We start from the raw sequence: 17,210 nt of genomic DNA, 5'->3' as shown, positions 1-17,210 counted from the left end.
CTCTGACATATGGTGAAAAGCATGTGTATGAAGACCCCTCCCCGATTTGCCCGTTGGACGCTGCATTTAAGCCTGTGCTACAACGCGTTCAAGACATCCGCGCCCGTCTCTCCGCGCGCCTGTCGATCGCCTTTTCAGTAGGATGAGCGATGATCCTAAGCGAAATGACCGGGCGCACCGAACGCTTCGTACAGTTCATTCAGAAACGTGATTTCACCCGCGGTGAGGTCTATCTCCTTGCTGTGGTCGGCTTCCTGGTCGGCTTTGCAATTCGTCTGGCTCTGTCCGTTCCCATGAACGGCAAGGGAATCTACTTCTTTTTCGTGCCGTCGATCATCTTCGCCTCCGTCATCGGAGGCTTGAGACCGGGTGTGGTCGCTGCAGTCCTCTCCGTAATCGGTGTCTGGGCGTTGAAGGAACTGTCACCCGTCAGCGCGACCTCGGCGGAACTGAGAGTGGTCGCTCTGACCAGCCTGGCAATCGCCGTCACCGGCAAGGTCCTGCATATCGCACGGATCATCATCGCAAAGACCCAGGCCAAGGCCGAGGTTCGCGAGGCGCATCTGCGATCGATCCTCGACACCGTGCTCGATGCCACCATCGTCATTACCAAGGAGGGCATCATCGTCTCCTTCAATTCCGCGGCCGTTCGCCAGTTCGGATATACGGAAGACGAGGTCGTCGGACGCAACCTGCGTATCCTCATGCCGGAGCCCTACCACAGGGAGCATGACGGCTATCTCGAGCGCTACGCGCGCACCGGCGAGAAGCGGATTATCGGACGGGATCGCGTCGTGGTCGGCCGTCGCAAGGATGGCTCCACCTTCCCGATGAAGCTTGCCGTTGGCGAAACCCGGTCGGGTGGCGAGACCTTCTATACCGGCTTCGTGCGAGATCTTACCGAACGCGCCGAATCGGCGGCACGATTGCAGGAAATGCAGGGTGAAGTCGCCCGTCTCGCGCGACTGAACGAGATGGGTGAAATGGCCTCGACCCTTGCCCATGAACTGAACCAACCGCTTTCGGCCATAGCGAACTATGTCCACGGCTGCGCAAGACTCCTGCGGGACATGGACGACGACATGGCGTCGCGATTGCGAGACGCGCTGAAGGAAGCCGGCAACCAATCGCTCCGCGCCGGGCAGATCATCAAGCACCTGCGCGAATTCGTGACGAAGGGTGAAACGGAAAAAGCACCCCACAACATCCGCCGGCTGATTGAAGAAGCCGCCGCTCTGGCCTTGGTCGGTTCTCGGGAAAATGGCGTGCGGACGATGTTCGAATTCAACGACGGCCCGGAAATCGTCGTCGCTGACAAGATTCAGATCCAGCAGGTCCTGACCAATCTGATGCGCAACGCAATCGAAGCGATGCGCGACAGTGAGCGGAGAGAGCTCACGATCCGTACGCTGGTCCAGGACGACGAGCACGTGGCCGTGGTCGTCGAAGACACAGGCCCCGGGATTGCGGAGGAGATCGAGGCCCAATTGTTCAAGCCATTCGTGACGACCAAGGCGGGTGGTATGGGAATCGGACTTTCGATATGCAAACGTATCATCGAAGCCCATGACGGTGAGATGGTGGTCACCCGAAATGTCGCCGGAGGTGCCACGTTCCGGTTCACGCTGCCGTTGTACAAGGAGGACGAAGAGAATGCCGACCGCTGACTACGTGGTGCATATCGTCGACGATGAGGAGCCGGTGCGCAAGTCCCTCGCCTTCATGCTGACGATGAACGGATTTGCCGTGCGCGTGCATGAAAGCGCGACGGCCTTCCTGAAATTTGCGCCCGGAACTCGCAACGCACTGCTCATCAGTGACCTCAGGATGCCCGATATAGGGGGTCTCGAGCTGATCAGGTCACTCGCCGCCCAGAAGATCCGGATGCCTTTGATCTTCATAACCGGCCACGGCGATGTGGCGATGGCAGTGGAAGCAATGAAGGCTGGCGCTGTCGATTTCATCGAAAAACCGTTCGACGATACGACCATCATCGAAGCAATCGAGCGGGCTGCCAAGCTTCTCGTCGAAAAGCCGACGGAAGTGACCGAGGTGCAGGAAGTGTTGAGCCGCCTCCAGTCGCTTAGCGATCGCGAGCGCCAGGTCCTTTTGGCAGTCGTTGCCGGCTTGCCGAACAAGTCGATCGCCTACGATCTCGACATCAGCCCCCGGACGGTTGAAGTCCACCGCGCCAACGTGATGGCCAAGATGCGGGCGCGCAGCCTGCCGCAGCTGGTTCGGATGACCATGGCGGCCGGCTTCGACCAGGAGTGACGCCGAACCTGAACAAACGGACAATCCGCGATTTAATTGCAACTTCTTGATCTAACGCAAAGTCCGCTTGGGGCGTGGCGCGCATATTACAATCGGCGTCCAATGTCGCCCTAGCGCCCCCCGGATCCTGGATAGTCCACGTGTTGTCACCCTCGACCACTATTGCAGTGATCGCTCCGGATGCCGGGCTTAGACAGTCGCTGGCGTTCGCGCTGGAGGTCGAAGGTTTTCAGGTCCTCTCCTATGAAAGCTGGTGCGCGGGCCACGCTTCGGCAGCCTCGTCAGCGTGCACGATCATCGACTCCCACGAAGTCCACGGCAACCTCGACGCCCAGCACAAGCTTCTCGACTCTCCCAGCCGTTTCATCATGCTGGCAGACGGAATGACGCCGATCCCATCCAAAAACACGGCGCGCATCCTGATAAAGCCGTTCGATGGTGCCGAACTCCTGCGGATGGTGAGGGATTTCGCCCATCTGAGCCACGCCACGCCAGCACCGGTTGCTACGTAGAACTCCGTAGGGAGACACCTCAATATCGCCGACGAGTGGCTTGCGGCATCCTAGCTCTGATCACTTGGAGGAAGAGCCGTGAACGCTCCGGTCGCGAACGCCCAGGCAAAGATGCTAAACGCAACGCCGATCGCGTTTCCGTGTTCCTCCGCACCAGTCACCCGGGTTACCCAGGTCCAGACCTATGCCGGCGGCAAGGAAATCTACACGCCCGGCGAGAAATCCGGCACGTTCTACGAGGTCGAATTCGGCGCCGTCCGCCTCCATCGGCTGCTGTCCGATGGCCGCCGTCAGGTCATCGGCTTCTACCTTGCCGGCGAGACCTTTGGGTTTGAAGCCGACCGCACGCATGCCTTTTTCGCGGAAGCGATCGTTCCGACGGGACTGCGCAGCTTTTCCCAGCCCGGCAGTGGCGACGACATTCTGAAGCTCGCCTTGCGCGGCATGCTGCGCGCCCAGGAGCACCTGGCGGTCATCGGCCGCCAGACCGCGGTGGAGCGCATCGCCGGCTTCCTGCTGGACATGGCTAACCGCCAGGGCAATCTCGACCATTTCGACCTGCCGATGTCGAGGCTCGACATCGCGGATTATTTCGGCCTGACGATTGAAACCGTTTCGCGTGTGTTCGCAAAGCTGCGCGCATCCAACCTGATCAAACTGCAAAGCGTCCGCTGCGTGCAGATCCAGGACTTCAAGGCCCTCGCCAGCCTCTGCGCCTGAGGCTGAGCGAACCCTCAGCTGCCGACACCATCCAAGATCGTCCGCATCTCGCGCACGATGACTTCGCTTGTCCGGTATGATTGGTTAGCTTGAAAACCGAACTCGACAGCCCTGCCGTCACCGCGCTTGAGAACAGCGCGGCAGGAGCCGTGGACCTCGCGGGCACCGGTGCAGTTCAACAATTCGACAACGTTTGCCGGCGTGACCCCGCTGCCCGGCATGATCGACAACCGTGTCCCGGCTTGATCGACCAGTTGCTTCAACAGGTTCACGCCGTCTATGGCGCGCGGAACCAGCCCGGACGTCAGGATGCGCTCAACGCCGAGCGTCATCGCCACGTCGAGGGCCTCAACCGGATCCGGCACCAGATCGAAGGCACGGTGCAGCGTCACACCGAGACCGTCAGCATGTCGCATCAGGCGTTCGAGCAGCGCCACATCGAGACGGCCGTCGGCCAGATTCGCACCGATCACCACACCCGCCAACCCGGCGGACCGCACAGCGTCGATATCGCCGAGCATGGCGGCCTCGTCACCGAGACCGAAGACGAAATCCCCTGCCCTCGGTCGGATCATCGCATAGACCGGGGTCGACGCTTTCGCCGCCAGTGCCATCAGCCCCGGCGACGGCGTCAGTCCGCCCAGATCGAGCGCCGCGCAGAGTTCGATCCGGTCGGCCCCGCCTGCCACAGCCGCCTCGAACCCCTCAGGCGTATCGACACAGACTTCGAGCGTGATCCGCATCGCCATCAGCCCTCCTGCCGGCCGAGCACCGCTGCCCCGACCAGCCCACCATCCGCCTGCCGAAGCGCCGGGATCACCAATGGGTGACTTATCCGGTTGAGGATGCGTTTGCGCACTGCTCCGTCCAGCAGGTCGATCAGTGCCGGAACGGAGGCCAGTCCCCCTCCGACGGGCACGACCGACGCCCCTGTCGTGTTGACCGCAAGCGCCAGGGGATCGGCAATCAGTTCCAGCCAGACGGCGATCGTCTTTTCCGCCAACGCATCGCCGGCCTGCCAGTCTTCAATGATCGTGTGACTGGTCTCGGCTCTCTCATGGAGCAGGCCGTCGATACGCTCTATCCCGCGTGCGCCGCCGACCGTATCGGCACAGCCGGACTGGCCGCAACCGCAGGCCAGGCGCGGAATGTGGATCGTCTCGCCGGCGATCTCGACGGTCGTATTGACGATCGGCCCGTGGCCCCATTCGCCGGTCACGCCGCCCGCACCGCGCACCAGCTTGCCACCAATCGCCAGACCACCGCCGATCCCGGTGCCGATGATGGCGCAGAACACGACGTCATGGCCCTTGCCGGCACCTTCACTGGCTTCGGCAAGCGTCAGGCAATCGGCGTCGTTGGCCGCAACGACCGGCCTTCCGAGCCGCGCGGAAAGTTCCGCCGCCACGGGACGTCCTGTGATGCAGGGAATGTTGGCGGCAATCGAAACACCGGTCTTGGGATCGACGATCCCGGTGATCGACAACGCCAGCGGCGTCGAGTCATTGTCTTTAACCAGATGGGCATGCCGCGCGATCAGGTCAGACAGCGCTGCCACGAACGCATCCCAGTCGGACGCGGGTGTTGGAACCCGCTCCAGAGGCTCGATGACACCATGCGTCGGCGACACCGCGAACTTGATGAACGAACCGCCGATATCGGCACAGAATACCGGCTTGTCGTTTCCGGTCGTGAACACGTTACCTGTCAACCAATCCGCTCCTTGAGCCATTCGTGCACGATGACCTCGTCTTCCGCGTCGAGGCCATGATTGGCATCGAGTACCCGGGCCGTCACGTCGGCCCCGGCCGTCCGTAGCCTGTCCTCGATCTCGCCGGCAAGTGGGCCGTAAAAATCGTTGGTGGCGCTGATTGACAGGACCTCTGTCCCGGAAAGATCAACGACGGGGCGCTCTTCCAGCACGTTCATCGAGCGCAGCAGCACTGCCTTGCGGATCAGCTCAGGGTAAAGCTGCATCGTCGCTCCGATCATGTTGCCGCCGTTGGAATAACCGAGGAACGCGGTGCGCGCCGGATCCGCGCCATACGCCGGACCGATATCCTCGATGAACCCGACGAAAGCCTCCACTTCCGAGGCGATCTCCTTCTGGTCGAACGTCGTCTGGCTGAGCCTGCGGAAAAACCGCGGATAGCCCTCGTCCACGGAGCGGCCGCGCAAACCGATCAGCATCGCATTGGGTGCCGCCTTTCGGCCGAGCGGCAGCAGCGCCGTTTCGTTGGCGCCGGTGCCGTGCATCAGCACCAGCGTCGTGCCGTCCCAGTTGTCAGGCATGTGGACCCGATGCACGAACGGCAGGTCGCGGTAGATGACGCGTTCCTCGCCCGGCAGACCGAACTGCGGCAGCATCACCTTCAGCGCCTCGCGATCCCCCTTGAAATGGTTCGGAATGAACAGCTGGCTTCCGAGCGTCTCGACCGGTTCATCGGTGGCAAAACCCGGCCCGTCCGAGGCGAGTTCGATCAGCGTGCCGCCCGGCTCGCGCACGTAAAGCGAATGGAAATACTGCCGGTCGTGGATGTTCATCTCGCCCGAATCGGCAGCAACAAGATCTCCATACACCGCCTCGACCGCCACGCGATCCAAGGCCCGGAACGCGATATGATCGATTGCGCCCGTCCCCGGTGCTGCAGTCCAAAAGCCTGAAGCGTCGCGGACATCGACGATATCATGCGCATCCGAAACCAGCCGCTGGATGTTGCCTTCCCGGCTTCCGACAGCCAACCCCATATGCCTCACAAGGAATTCAGCAGTCTCCTCGGGCTTCTCGGAAAGAATCGTCGCGCCGTAAAGCCTGCGGACTGCGTTTTCTTCGGCGATACCGCCATCCGGCCACCAGACCCAGGGTCCCGTCTCCTCGACGCCGACGAGCTTGACGATGATACCGTCCGGATCCGTCAGCCGCAGCACGGGCTGGCCGAATTCCTGCGCAGGCCCGGATAGCTTGATGTTATATTGGAGGGCCCTCGTCAGCCAGAAGCCGATCGCTTCCGGCGAAATCTCCAGGCTGATCTCGCTCGGCGCCCCATGCCCGACCCGACCGAGCGATCCGTCTTCCCAGGCGAGAAACGTCACGATCGATCCGGGCGATGCGGCACCGTCGCCGTAAAACAGATGCAACTGCTGCGCATCCTCGAAACCGGCGGTGCGTTTCACCAGCCGCAATCCGAGGAAGCCGACATAGAAGTCGACATTCGCCTGTATCTTGCGGGTGATGGCGGTGATGTGGTGCAGGCCGCTGGTCATGTCGGAATTCCCGATTGGTCTTCGATATCAGCCATATGGACGCAATTTCTGGACGATGAAAAGATGCCGTGATGGGTGCGGCCGGTGCCGCACCGTTCACAAAGCGGCACCCGTCAGGCTTCGGGCTCGAGCGACATCATCAGGTTGGCCAAGAGGGCCGTCCGCGGCGCAACGCTCGACAGCAAGATATACTCTTCGAACGTATGCGCGCCTGCGCCATCAGCGCCGAGACCATCGAGCGTGGGCACGCCAAGCGCTGCGGTGAAATTGCCGTCGGAACCGCCGCCGGTCGTGACGCCCTCCAGCGCGATGCCCAGATCCGTTGCGACCTTCGCTGCGCTATCGAACAGTCTCCGCCCCGCATCCGACTGCGCAAACGGCGGCCGGTTCATCTGACCCTTGATCTCGAACGTGATATCCGGATCGACCGGCTGCATGGCGGCGATCTTCGCCGTGACTTCCGTGGCTGTCGCATCGTCGGGCACGCGAACATCCACCTGCATGCGGCATTCCGCCGGCACCGTATTGCGACCGGTGCCGCCGCTGATTGTGCCGACCGTCACGGTAATGCCGCGTCCTGAGTCGTTCAGCGCCTCCAGATCGAGCACCAGCCTTGCTGCCGCCCGCACGGCGCTTCGTCCGTCCTGTGGCCGTGTGCCCGCATGCGAGGCCCGGCCACGCACGACGATATCGTACATCGCCACACCCTTGCGGGCGATGACGATCTTGCCGCCGTCGCGCGCGGGTTCCACCACCAGCGTATAACCGGCGCTGCGCGCGCATTCCTCCATGAAGGCCCGCGACGAAAAGCTTCCGACCTCTTCGTCCGGCACGAAAACGAGATCGACCGGCACTCTGCTGCCCTTTGCAACCGCGATCTTCAACGCATCCAGCGCCATCAGCGCACCGGACTTCATGTCGTAGATGCCGGGTCCGTAGAGCTTGTCGCCGTCCTGGCGAAGAGGGAGCTGGTTATCGATCACGCCGATCGCATGGACCGTATCCAGATGAGCGAGCACCAGAACCGATCTCTCGTTGCTCCCTGCCTGCCGGGGTGATCGGACTGAGAGAATATCGCCGTAACCGAGCGTGCCCGGCAGCCGTTCGACGGAAAGCCCGGCCTTTTCCGCGATTGCTTCGACGCGATCAACCAGACGGTTCACCGCCGCCGGATTGCCGGAGGGTGTCTCGATCCGCACCCACTCCTTCAGCTCTTCGATCAGAGCCTCGGCATCGACATCACCAGCGGAAATAACCTGCGTCATTGAAAGCTTCCTTTGAAAAATTCGCCTGTCTCTAGCGCTCGTTGACGAGCTGGAGGATCAGCTGCTGCACATTGCCGCCATCGCCGAGTTCTACCTTGTCGAAATCCCGGTTGCGTTGCTGATGGGCGGGAAAGATGACGGCGATCTTGCTCTGGAGTTCAGCCCGTACCTTGGTGCATTTCGGATCGTTAGGCACCGAAAGCCCGATACTGGCCGCCTCGATCTGGCGCACGAGATCCTCGATCATCGCGCCGTGGACCCGCTCATGCCGGCGCACGCCGTCAGTAAACGCGTCCCATTTCTGTTGAAGCGCGGGCGACAGCTTCGAGACAAGCTTTGGCAGTGTGTAGATGATGATGATGTTGGGGCGTGCCGAAACCAGCGTGCAGGCGCCGTCGGGCTGCGGTTCGTATTTGCGCGACCAGGTCAGCTTGAAATCCGTATGAGCAATCGCCCGAACCTGGCTGCCGACCTTGGGGCCGTTTTCGCCGATCGAGGAGTAGAGCTCGATGCCGGACGTGCCTTTGACCGGATAGGTCTTCACCTGCTCCACCGGCTTCCACTGCGCCTGCGTCGCCGCCGGCCAGAGACTAAGAGCACACAACAGACCGATACACCGAACTCTCTCGCGCACTCATCACCCGACATCTTAAATCAATGCCGCAACCTAGAGACAAGTGCGGCCGCTTTCAACTGCCGCAAAGGCTCCATAAGCAAAAGCCGTGACAACGAAGCCGACTTATCATACAGGTTAACGGGAGCAGATAACGAGAGCGCAAGGAGAGACGCATGGCTGGAGAGACGAGGCTGGAGCCGGCAAAGGGTGCAGGAACGCTAGTGTCTCAGCTGACGGATACATTGCGCCAGGCGATCGCCGCCGGTCAGTTCACGGCCGGTGCGCGGTTGCCAAGCGAAGCGCAGCTGACGGAGACCCACGGCGTCAGCCGCACCGTTGTGCGCGAGGCGATCGCCGCACTCCGCGCCGACCGTCTTGTGGAAGCGCGCCAGGGTGCCGGCGTCTTCGTGCTGGAACCACGGCAAAACACCCAGCCCACGATGCTCTCGCTCAACAATATCGATCTTGCTCAGGTGTCCTCGATGATCGAGCTCCTGGAGCTCAGAACCGCCGTCGAAGTGGAGGCTGCAGGCCTTGCAGCGGTGCGTCGCTCGCCGGCACAGGAAGAAAGTATCTTCGAGCACCACCATGCCGTCCGCGCCTGTCTCGAGGCAGACAAGCCGACCAGCGAGGCGGACTTCGCACTGCATCTCGCTATTGCCGAAGCGACCAACAACCCTCGCTTCCGCGAATTCCTGACCATGATCGGCAAGCGGCTGATCCCCCGCGCGGCGCTGCGTCCGGACGATTCCGAATCCGACCAGGCGGCCTATATCGCCCTTCTCGACAAGGAACATGACGCGATCGTCGTGGCGATTTCCGAAGGCGACGAGGACGGTGCGCGCCAGGCCATGCGCAGCCATCTGCGCGGTGCGCAACTGCGCTATCGAACGCTGCTGCGCGAAGTTCGCCAATCTGTCAGATGACGTGTTGACACAAATTCATCATACATGTACGACAACATTGTCTGGAGGAGACACTGAGAGGATAACACTACATGACGCCTGAAGAGATCAAGGCGGCGCTTGGCGCCGGCCTGCTGTCGTTCCCTGTGACCCATTTCGATGCTGAGGGCCAGTTTCAGCCTGAAAGTTATCAGCGTCATATCGAGTGGCTTTCCGGCTTCGAGGCGCCCGTTCTCTTTGCCGCCGGCGGCACCGGAGAATTCTTCTCGCTGGCCCCCGACGAAATTCCCGCCATCGTGAAATCCGCCAAGGAAGCGTCCGGCAAGACCGCGATCGTGTCGGGCTGCGGCTTCGGCACGCATGTGGGCGTCGATCTTGCAAAGAAGGTCGAAAAGGCTGGCGCGGACGGCATTCTGCTTCTGCCCCACTATATGATCGATGCGCCGCAGGAAGGCCTGTACAAGCATGTGAAGGCGATCTGCCAGTCGGTCGGCATCGGCGTCATGGTCTATAACCGCGACAATTCCGTGCTTCAGGTCGACACGCTGCAGCGTCTCTGCGACGAATGCCCCAACCTGATCGGCTTCAAGGACGGCACCGGCGATATCGGCCTCGTGCGCCAGATCACGGCCACGATGGGCGACCGGCTGATGTATCTCGGCGGTATGCCGACGGCGGAACTGTTCGCCGAAGCCTATCTCGGCGCCGGCTTCACCACCTATTCGTCGGCCGTCTTCAACTTCGTGCCGGGTCTTGCTGTCGAGTTCTACAAGGCACTGCGTGCCGGCAATCGCACCCGCTGCGAACAGATCCTCACCGAATTCTTCTACCCCTTCATGGCGCTTCGCGGCCGCCGCAAGGGTTATGCCGTCTCGGCCATCAAGGCCGGCGTGCGCCTGCAGGGCTTTGATGCAGGCAAGGTCCGCCCGCCGCTCGATGACCTGACGGAAGAAGAAGAGCAGATCCTGCTGAAGCTCATCGGCGATCAGAAGCGGTGAACCCATGAAGATCGCTGCGGTCCGCACTCACCTTCTCGAACACCGGCTGGATGTCGCCTTCGAAAGCGCCTCGATGCGCTTCGACCGCCGCGCCCATATCCTGGTCGAGATCGAGTGCGACGACGGAACCATCGGCTGGGGAGAATGCCTCGGCCCGGCCCGACCCAACGCGGCCGTGGTGGCGGCCTATGCGAACTGGCTGATCGGCGAAAATCCGCTGGAAACCGAAAAGATCTGGGCGAAGCTCTATAACGCCCTGCGTGACCAGGGCCAGCGCGGCCTTGCGGTCACGGCTCTCTCAGGCATCGACATCGCGCTCTGGGACATCAAGGGCAAGCATTTCGGCGTGCCGGTCTCGATCCTGCTCGGCGGCCGGTTTCGCGAGAGCGTCAAGGCCTATGCCACCGGCAGCTTCAAGCGCGATGGCGTCGACCGCGTCGAAGACAATGCCCGCGATGTCGCCCGCTACCGCGACGAAGGTTTCCACGCGACGAAGATCAAGATCGGCTTCGGCGTCGAGGAAGACCTTCGCGTCATCCGCGCCGTGCGGGAAGCAGCCGGTCCCGACATGCGCCTGATGATCGACGCCAACCACGGCTATGACACGGTGGAAGCCGTCAAACTCGGCAACGCGGCGGCACAATACGACATCGACTGGTTCGAGGAGCCTGTCGTGCCGGAACAGCTGGCCGCCTATCGCGAAGTCCGTGCCCGCCAGCCGATACCGGTTGCCGGCGGCGAAACCTGGCACAGCCGATGGGGCATGCGCGAGCCGGTGGAAACCCGCGCCGTCGACATTCTCCAGCCCGATCTTGCAGGCGTCGGCGGGTTTACCGAGGCCAAGCGCGTCGCCGATCTCGCGGCGCTTCATGGTATCCGCGTTGTGCCCCATGTCTGGGGCACGGCCGTCCATATCGCCGCCGCCCTGCAGTTCATGGCCGCGATGATCCCGAGCCCGGTTCGAGTCAATCCGATCGAACCCATTCTCGAATTCGATCGCACCGACAACCCTTTCCGCCAGGCGGTGATCAAAACGCCGATCGAACATCGGCAAGGCGTGGTGCAGATCCCCGATGGCCCAGGCCTCGGGATCGAGATCAACCGCGACGCGCTGAAGGAGTTCAAAATGCCTGAACCGAAGTCGGGAGAGGTCTGATGCTTGTTCGTCCGCTCTCCGGAGACGCGCCCAAGACGAAACTGCCAAAAGGCGCGGTCGACTCGCAGATGCATATGTATCTGCCGGGTTTCCCATCGCAGCCCGGCGGCCCCGGCCTGCCGGTCGGCACACTTCCCGATGCGGAGCAGTATCGCCAGTTCATGGCATGGCTCGGCATCGATCGTGTCGTGATCACGCAGGGCAATGCCCACCAGCGCGACAACACCAACCTGGTCGCCTGCCTGAAGGAAATGGGCGATGTTGCCCGTGGCGTCGCTGCAGTCGCGGGTGATGTCTCCGATGGCGAACTCGACCAACTCGCCGAAGCCGGTATCGTCGGCCTGCGCATCATGGATCTGCCCGGCGGTGCAGTGGACCTTTCGGCGCTCGAAGCACTCGACGCCAAGGCTGCCGCCCGCGGCTGGATGCTCGCAGTCCAGTTCGACGGCAGCAATATCCTTGAGCATGAGCCACGCCTTGCCAAACTCAAGAGCCGCTGGGTGTTCGACCATCACGGCAAGTTCTTCTCAGGCGCAACGCCTGACGGCCCGGAAATCGCAGCGCTGAAGCGACTGATGGATATCGGCAGATGCTGGTTCAAGTTTGCAGGCGTCTACGAGTCCTCGAAGTCCGGCGCACCTGATTATGCCGATGTCGCGGCCTTCTCGCGCGACATCGCAGCCTATGCGCCTGAACGCATCGTCTGGGGCAGCAACTGGCCGCACAACCTTGCACGCGAGCAGAAGGACTATCCGGACGACGTCGCGTTGACCGACACGGTTCTAAGCTGGCTGGCGGACGAAGGAGCGCTTGAGCTGGCGCTCGTGAAGAACCCGGAACAGCTGTTTGGCCTTCCGGACTGGAGTGCATCGACCAAATAAATTTAATCACCGCCGGCGCGTGGAGGCGACGGCTTTTTGGAGGAGGAAGACATGAAACTGACGAAAGCCCTCGGGCTCGCATTTTGCCTGGCGCTGGCCACCACCACGGCCCATACCAGCGTCCGCGCGCAGGAGATCACCCTGCGCTCTGCCGATATCCATCCTGATGGCTATCCGACTGTCGAAGCAGTCAAATACATGGGCGACCTCGTCAAGGAACGCACCAGCGGCCGCATCGGCGTGCAGGTGATGAACAACTCGGTTCTCGGCGGCGAGAAGGACACGATCGAGCAGACCCGTTTCGGCGTCATCGACATGAACCGCGTCAATGCCGCGCCGTTCAACAACCTCATCCCCGAGACGGTCGTTCTTGGCCTGCCCTTCCTGTTCCGCTCGACCGACCACATGCACAAGGTCGTCGACGGCCCGATCGGCGACAAGATCCTTGCCGCCTTCGAACCGCACGGCCTGATCGGTCTGGCCTACTACGACAGCGGCGCGCGCTCCTTCTACACCACCAAGAAGCCGGTCGAAAAACTGGCCGACCTCAAGGGCATGAAGATCCGCGTCCAGCAGTCCGACCTCTGGATCGCGATGATGCAGGCCTTCGGTGCCAACCCGACGCCGATGCCGATGGGCGAAGTCTACTCGTCGCTGGAAACCGGCGTTGTCGACGGCGCTGAAAACAACTGGCCTTCCTACGAATCGGCCCGTCACTACGAGGTCGCCAAGAACTATTCGCTGACCCAGCATTCGATGAACCCGGAAATTCTGGTCATGTCGAAAGTCTCCTGGGACAAGCTGACGCCCGATGACCAGAAGGTCATCCGCCAGGCCGCGAAGGACAGCGTCGTCAAGATGCGCGAACTGTGGGCTGCCCGCGAAAAGTCTTCGGAAGAAAAGGTCCGCGCTGGCGGCGTAAAGGTCATTACCGTCAACAAGGACGAGTTCTCGGCCGCGATGAAGCCAGTCTACGACAAGTTCGTGACCGACGCGAAGATGAAGAGCCTGTTGGAAGAAATCCAGGCCGTCAACTGACAGCCCTGATCGGCCGGCCCCGCCACACCGGGGTCGGCTGTGCTTTTCCGACATCGGGGAACGTGTCGGGCTTTGGAGGACGGGACAATGCGAAATTTCATGCAGGCGATAAGACCTGTTCTTAGCATGATCAGCCGATCATCATTGTGGATCGCTGGTATCGGCATGGTCTCGATGACCCTGATCGTCGGCTGGCAGGTTTTCAGCCGTTATATTCTCAACGATAGTCCCAGCTGGTCGGAGCCGTTGTCGCTCTATCTGATGTCCTGGTTCATCATGCTGGGCGCTGCGGTCGGTGTTCGCGAAAGCGTCCATCTCGGGCTCGACGTTGTTCGCTACATCATGCCGCCGGCCATCCAGCGGGCCATGGACCTGCTCAGCCTCGGACTGATCGTGCTGTTTGGCATCGGCATGGCCTATTACTCATCGCTTCTGGCGATCGGGACCTGGACGGCGCGCATCCCCGTACTCGGATGGCCCGGCGGTACGGATTTCTTTCCGATGATCGTCGGTGGCGCAATGATATCGATCTTTTCACTCGAACGTTTCATCGACGTCGCGATCGGCGAGGAAATCGCAGCGGACGTACTTGTGCAGGAGGCCGCATAATGGCCTATACCATTCTTTTCGGCGCCTTCACCTTTCTGATGATCATCGGCATGCCGATCGCATTCTGCCTCGGCATCGCATCCTTCGCGACAGTGCTCTATATCGGCCTGCCCCCGATCGTCGTCTTCCAGCAGATGAATTCCGGCATGAACGTGTTTGCCATGATGGCGATCCCGTTCTTCATCTTCGCAGGCGACCTGATGGTACGCGGCGGTATCGCCACTCGGCTGATCCGCTTTGCGGCCGGCCTGGTCGGCCATATGCGGGGTGGCCTCGGCCAGGTCAACGTGGTCGCTTCGACCCTGTTCGGTGGCATTTCCGGTTCTGCGGTGGCCGACGCTTCGGCGGTCGGCGGCCTGATGATCCCGCAGATGGCAGCTCGCGGCTATGACCGGGATTATGCTGTCAACGTGACGGCAAATGCTGCGATCATCGCGCTGATGATCCCGCCGTCGCACAACATGATCCTTTATTCGATCGCAGCTGGCGGCAATGTCTCCGTCGCCGATCTCTTCACCGCGGGCATCATTCCCGGACTGCTTCTCGCCGCCGCATTGATGGTCACGGCCTGGTGGGTTGCCGTCAAGCGCGGTTACCCGGCGGACCCGTTCCCCGGCTTCAGGCGTGTGGGTTACTACTTCCTGGCGTCGCTCCCGGGCATTCTCCTGATCGCCATCATTTTCGGCGGTGTCCGCTCGGGCGTGTTCACGGCAACGGAAAGCTCCTGCATCGCGGTACTCTACGCCTTCCTTGTCGCGATGATCGTCTATCGCGAACTGAACTGGGATGGTTTCGTCGAAGCGGTTATGGGTGCTGTCCGCACCACGGCAATGGTCTTGCTGGTGATCGGCATGGCTGCCTCGTTCGGCTGGCTGATGGCTTTCCTGCAGGTGCAGACGCTGATCATCGCCGCGATCTCCGCCATCTCGGACAATCCGATCATCGTGCTCTTGATGATCAATATCATCCTGCTGGTGCTCGGCACGTTCATGGACATGGCGCCGATGGTGATCATCGCAACGCCGATCCTGCTGCCGGTCGTCAAGGCGTTCGGCATCGATCCCGTCCATTTCGGCGTGGTAATGATCCTCAACGCCGGTATCGGACTGAACACGCCTCCGGTCGGAACCGTGCTCTTCGTCAGCTGCGCGGTGGGCGGCATCACCATCCGCGAAGCCATGAAGACCATCTGGCCGTTCTTCGGCGCCAGCATCTTCGTGCTGCTGCTGGTCACCTATATCCCCGGCCTCTCGCTCTGGCTGCCGGCTCTGTTCAAGTAGGCCGAGGCTGTTCAAGTCGGATAGTCATCGCTCCTGAAATCAAAGGTCCCGTCCAGCACGGGACCTTTTGCATTTTGGAGATGTCAGGCTACAGTCCGGCTTTGATTTGATCCGGATATTTGCTCATGACCGATACCGTTACCGACCGCTTCCTCCGATACGTCGTCATCGATACCCAGTCGGATGCCTCCTCACCCACCCAGCCATCGACCTCGAAACAGCTGACGCTCGGCCGTCTTCTGGTCGAAGAACTGCTGGAGATCGGCCTCTCAGACGCGCATCTCGACGAACACGGCTATGTCTATGCAACGGTGCCGTCCAATACGGGCAAGAACAACGTGCCCGTCGTCTGCTTCTGCGCGCATATGGATACGGCACCAGACTTCAGCGGCACCGATGTCAAGCCGCAGGTAATCCGTAACTACCAGGGCGGCGATATCGCGCTTCCCGGCCATGAGACCCGTGTGATCCGCGAGAGCGAGCACAGGGAACTGAAGAACCAGATCGGCCACGACATCATCACCTCCGACGGCACGACGCTTCTCGGGGCCGACGACAAGGCGGGCCTTGCCGAAATCGTCACGGCCGCGAAATACCTGATCGACAACCCCGACATCAAGCACGGCGCGATCCGCCTCCTCTTCACGCCCGACGAAGAGATCGCCCGCGGTGTGGAAAAGGTGGATATTCAAAAGCTCGGCGCCGATTTTGGCTATACGCTGGATGGCGAAACAGTCGGCACGATCGAGGATGAGACGTTTTCTGCCGACGCGGTCGAGATCGCCATCACCGGCGTCGCGATCCACCCCGGTTTCGCCTACGGAAAGATGGAAAACGCGATCCGCATCGCCGGCGCCATCGTCGATCGCCTGCCAAAACACATGGCGCCGGAAACGACGAAAGGCCGGGACGGCTTCATCCATCCGACGGATCTGAGCGGCAGCATGGAAAAGGCAAAGATCAGCCTGATCATCAGGGACTTCGCCGACGAGGGTTTGAAGACCAAGGAGAGGTTGCTCGAGGATATCGTCAAGGACGTCATGCACGACTATCCCGGTTCGACCTACACGTTCACCGTCATCGAGCAGTATCGCAACATGAAGCTGGTGCTCGACCGTCATCCTGAGATCGTCGAGAATGCGATCGAAGCGATCAAGCGGGCCGGTCTGACGCCGAAGCGCGGCAGCATCCGCGGCGGCACTGACGGTTCAAGGCTGTCCTTCATGGGCCTGCCCTGCCCCAACATCTTTGCCGGCGGCCATGCATTCCACTCCCCGCTGGAATGGGTCAGCAGCCAGGATATGGAAAAGGCGGTAGACACGATCGTTGAACTGGCCAAGCTCTGGGAAGAGCGCGCCTGAGCCTATGTACGCAACCGTACAGTCTTTGCCGACATGAACACGGATCTGGAACCTAAGCGAGCCTCGCGGGTATGAATAAAAAGCTCGCTAGGTACCCACATGCCCCGATTTTATTTCCACGTTCGTGACGGCAAAGATTTGATCGAAGACGAAGAAGGCAACGATCTTCCGGATCTTCCAAGCGCCCTGGCCGAGGCCGAGGCGTCTGCGCGCGAAATCATGGCCGACCGGTTGCGACAGGGTCGTCCTTCCGTCTCTCCAATGATTGAAGTTCGCGACTACAAGGGAACGAAGGTTGGGGAGTTCTCCCTGCCCGCGGCGACAAACTGAG

Annotated in this window: 18 protein-coding genes; 13 read left to right on the top strand and 5 right to left on the bottom strand. The window is 61.4% G+C overall.

Annotated elements, in window-relative coordinates:
- Window positions 1–149 precede the first annotated feature (149 nt).
- The 4 genes from AC0JZ8_RS12330 to AC0JZ8_RS12315 all read left to right on the top strand — a co-directional run bounded on the left by AC0JZ8_RS12330 (window position 150) and on the right by AC0JZ8_RS12315 (window position 3,506).
- Window positions 150–1,667 carry a PAS domain-containing sensor histidine kinase gene (locus tag AC0JZ8_RS12330; protein WP_274598251.1) on the top strand — a complete coding sequence of 506 codons (1,518 nt, stop codon included), beginning with the start codon at window positions 150–152 and terminating at the stop codon, window positions 1,665–1,667.
- Window positions 1,654–2,274, top strand: a complete 621-nt coding sequence (gene fixJ / locus AC0JZ8_RS12325) for a response regulator FixJ (RefSeq protein WP_471892615.1) — start codon at window positions 1,654–1,656, stop codon at window positions 2,272–2,274. The genes AC0JZ8_RS12330 and fixJ overlap by 14 nt, the downstream gene beginning before the upstream one ends.
- Window positions 2,275–2,414: 140 nt before the next feature.
- Entirely contained in the window at window positions 2,415–2,786 is a 372-nt protein-coding gene (locus tag AC0JZ8_RS12320; protein WP_139283807.1) for a response regulator transcription factor, read from the top strand.
- Between the two features lie 78 nt (window positions 2,787–2,864).
- On the top strand, window positions 2,865–3,506 hold the full coding sequence (locus tag AC0JZ8_RS12315) for a helix-turn-helix domain-containing protein (protein WP_471892614.1): 642 nt from the start codon (window positions 2,865–2,867) through the stop codon (window positions 3,504–3,506).
- A 14-nt stretch (window positions 3,507–3,520) separates the two neighbouring features.
- Here AC0JZ8_RS12315 and AC0JZ8_RS12310 read toward each other — a convergent pair whose 3' ends face one another.
- The 5 genes from AC0JZ8_RS12310 to AC0JZ8_RS12290 form a co-directional block, all read right to left on the bottom strand.
- Window positions 3,521–4,249 (bottom strand): copper homeostasis protein CutC, encoded by a 729-nt coding sequence (locus tag AC0JZ8_RS12310; protein WP_113110857.1) that lies wholly within the window; start codon window positions 4,247–4,249, stop codon window positions 3,521–3,523.
- Window positions 4,250–4,254: 5 nt separating this feature from the next.
- Window positions 4,255–5,217 (bottom strand): ROK family protein, encoded by a 963-nt coding sequence (locus AC0JZ8_RS12305; protein ID WP_471892613.1) that lies wholly within the window; start codon window positions 5,215–5,217, stop codon window positions 4,255–4,257.
- Window positions 5,214–6,770, bottom strand: coding sequence for a VOC family protein (locus AC0JZ8_RS12300; protein ID WP_471892612.1), 1,557 nt, complete (start codon window positions 6,768–6,770; stop codon window positions 5,214–5,216). The genes AC0JZ8_RS12305 and AC0JZ8_RS12300 overlap by 4 nt, the downstream gene beginning before the upstream one ends.
- A 113-nt stretch (window positions 6,771–6,883) precedes the next feature.
- Window positions 6,884–8,035, bottom strand: a complete 1,152-nt coding sequence (locus AC0JZ8_RS12295) for a M20 family metallopeptidase (protein ID WP_471892611.1) — start codon at window positions 8,033–8,035, stop codon at window positions 6,884–6,886.
- Window positions 8,036–8,066: 31 nt separating this feature from the next.
- Window positions 8,067–8,639, bottom strand: coding sequence for a DUF922 domain-containing Zn-dependent protease (locus AC0JZ8_RS12290; RefSeq protein ID WP_197978024.1), 573 nt, complete (start codon window positions 8,637–8,639; stop codon window positions 8,067–8,069).
- A gap of 185 nt (window positions 8,640–8,824) precedes the next feature.
- On the opposite strand from AC0JZ8_RS12290, the gene AC0JZ8_RS12285 reads away from it, so the two are divergent.
- The 9 genes from AC0JZ8_RS12285 to AC0JZ8_RS12245 all read left to right on the top strand — a co-directional run bounded on the left by AC0JZ8_RS12285 (window position 8,825) and on the right by AC0JZ8_RS12245 (window position 17,209).
- The gene (locus tag AC0JZ8_RS12285) at window positions 8,825–9,577 is read left to right on the top strand and encodes a FadR/GntR family transcriptional regulator (RefSeq protein WP_471892610.1); all 753 of its coding nucleotides are present in this window, start codon (window positions 8,825–8,827) and stop codon (window positions 9,575–9,577) included.
- A gap of 71 nt (window positions 9,578–9,648) precedes the next feature.
- Window positions 9,649–10,554, top strand: coding sequence for a 5-dehydro-4-deoxyglucarate dehydratase (kdgD, locus tag AC0JZ8_RS12280; protein ID WP_062581182.1), 906 nt, complete (start codon window positions 9,649–9,651; stop codon window positions 10,552–10,554).
- Window positions 10,555–10,558: 4 nt separating this feature from the next.
- Window positions 10,559–11,710, top strand: a complete 1,152-nt coding sequence (locus AC0JZ8_RS12275; protein ID WP_430251396.1) for a mandelate racemase/muconate lactonizing enzyme family protein — start codon at window positions 10,559–10,561, stop codon at window positions 11,708–11,710.
- Entirely contained in the window at window positions 11,710–12,591 is an 882-nt protein-coding gene (locus tag AC0JZ8_RS12270; RefSeq protein ID WP_471892609.1) for an amidohydrolase family protein, read from the top strand. Before AC0JZ8_RS12275 ends, AC0JZ8_RS12270 begins: the two co-directional genes overlap by 1 nt.
- 51 nt (window positions 12,592–12,642) lie before the next feature.
- The gene (locus AC0JZ8_RS12265) at window positions 12,643–13,629 is read left to right on the top strand and encodes a TRAP transporter substrate-binding protein (protein WP_062456018.1); all 987 of its coding nucleotides are present in this window, start codon (window positions 12,643–12,645) and stop codon (window positions 13,627–13,629) included.
- 87 nt (window positions 13,630–13,716) lie between these two features.
- Window positions 13,717–14,238 (top strand): TRAP transporter small permease, encoded by a 522-nt coding sequence (locus tag AC0JZ8_RS12260; protein ID WP_062456015.1) that lies wholly within the window; start codon window positions 13,717–13,719, stop codon window positions 14,236–14,238.
- Window positions 14,238–15,518, top strand: a complete 1,281-nt coding sequence (locus AC0JZ8_RS12255; protein ID WP_062456012.1) for a TRAP transporter large permease — start codon at window positions 14,238–14,240, stop codon at window positions 15,516–15,518. The genes AC0JZ8_RS12260 and AC0JZ8_RS12255 overlap by 1 nt, the downstream gene beginning before the upstream one ends.
- Window positions 15,519–15,643: 125 nt before the next feature.
- A complete protein-coding gene (pepT, locus tag AC0JZ8_RS12250) occupies window positions 15,644–16,879 on the top strand; it encodes a peptidase T (RefSeq protein WP_471892608.1) in 1,236 nt (411 codons plus the stop codon).
- Between the two features lie 99 nt (window positions 16,880–16,978).
- Window positions 16,979–17,209: a DUF6894 family protein gene (locus tag AC0JZ8_RS12245; RefSeq protein ID WP_062456007.1), complete on the top strand. Its 231-nt coding sequence runs from the start codon at window positions 16,979–16,981 to the stop codon at window positions 17,207–17,209.
- Window position 17,210 lies beyond the last annotated feature (1 nt).

Source organism: Velazquezella soli (assembly GCF_977018685.1).
The sequence above is the reverse complement of the archived record's forward strand: the minus strand, read 5'-3'. Positions and strand labels throughout refer to the sequence as shown.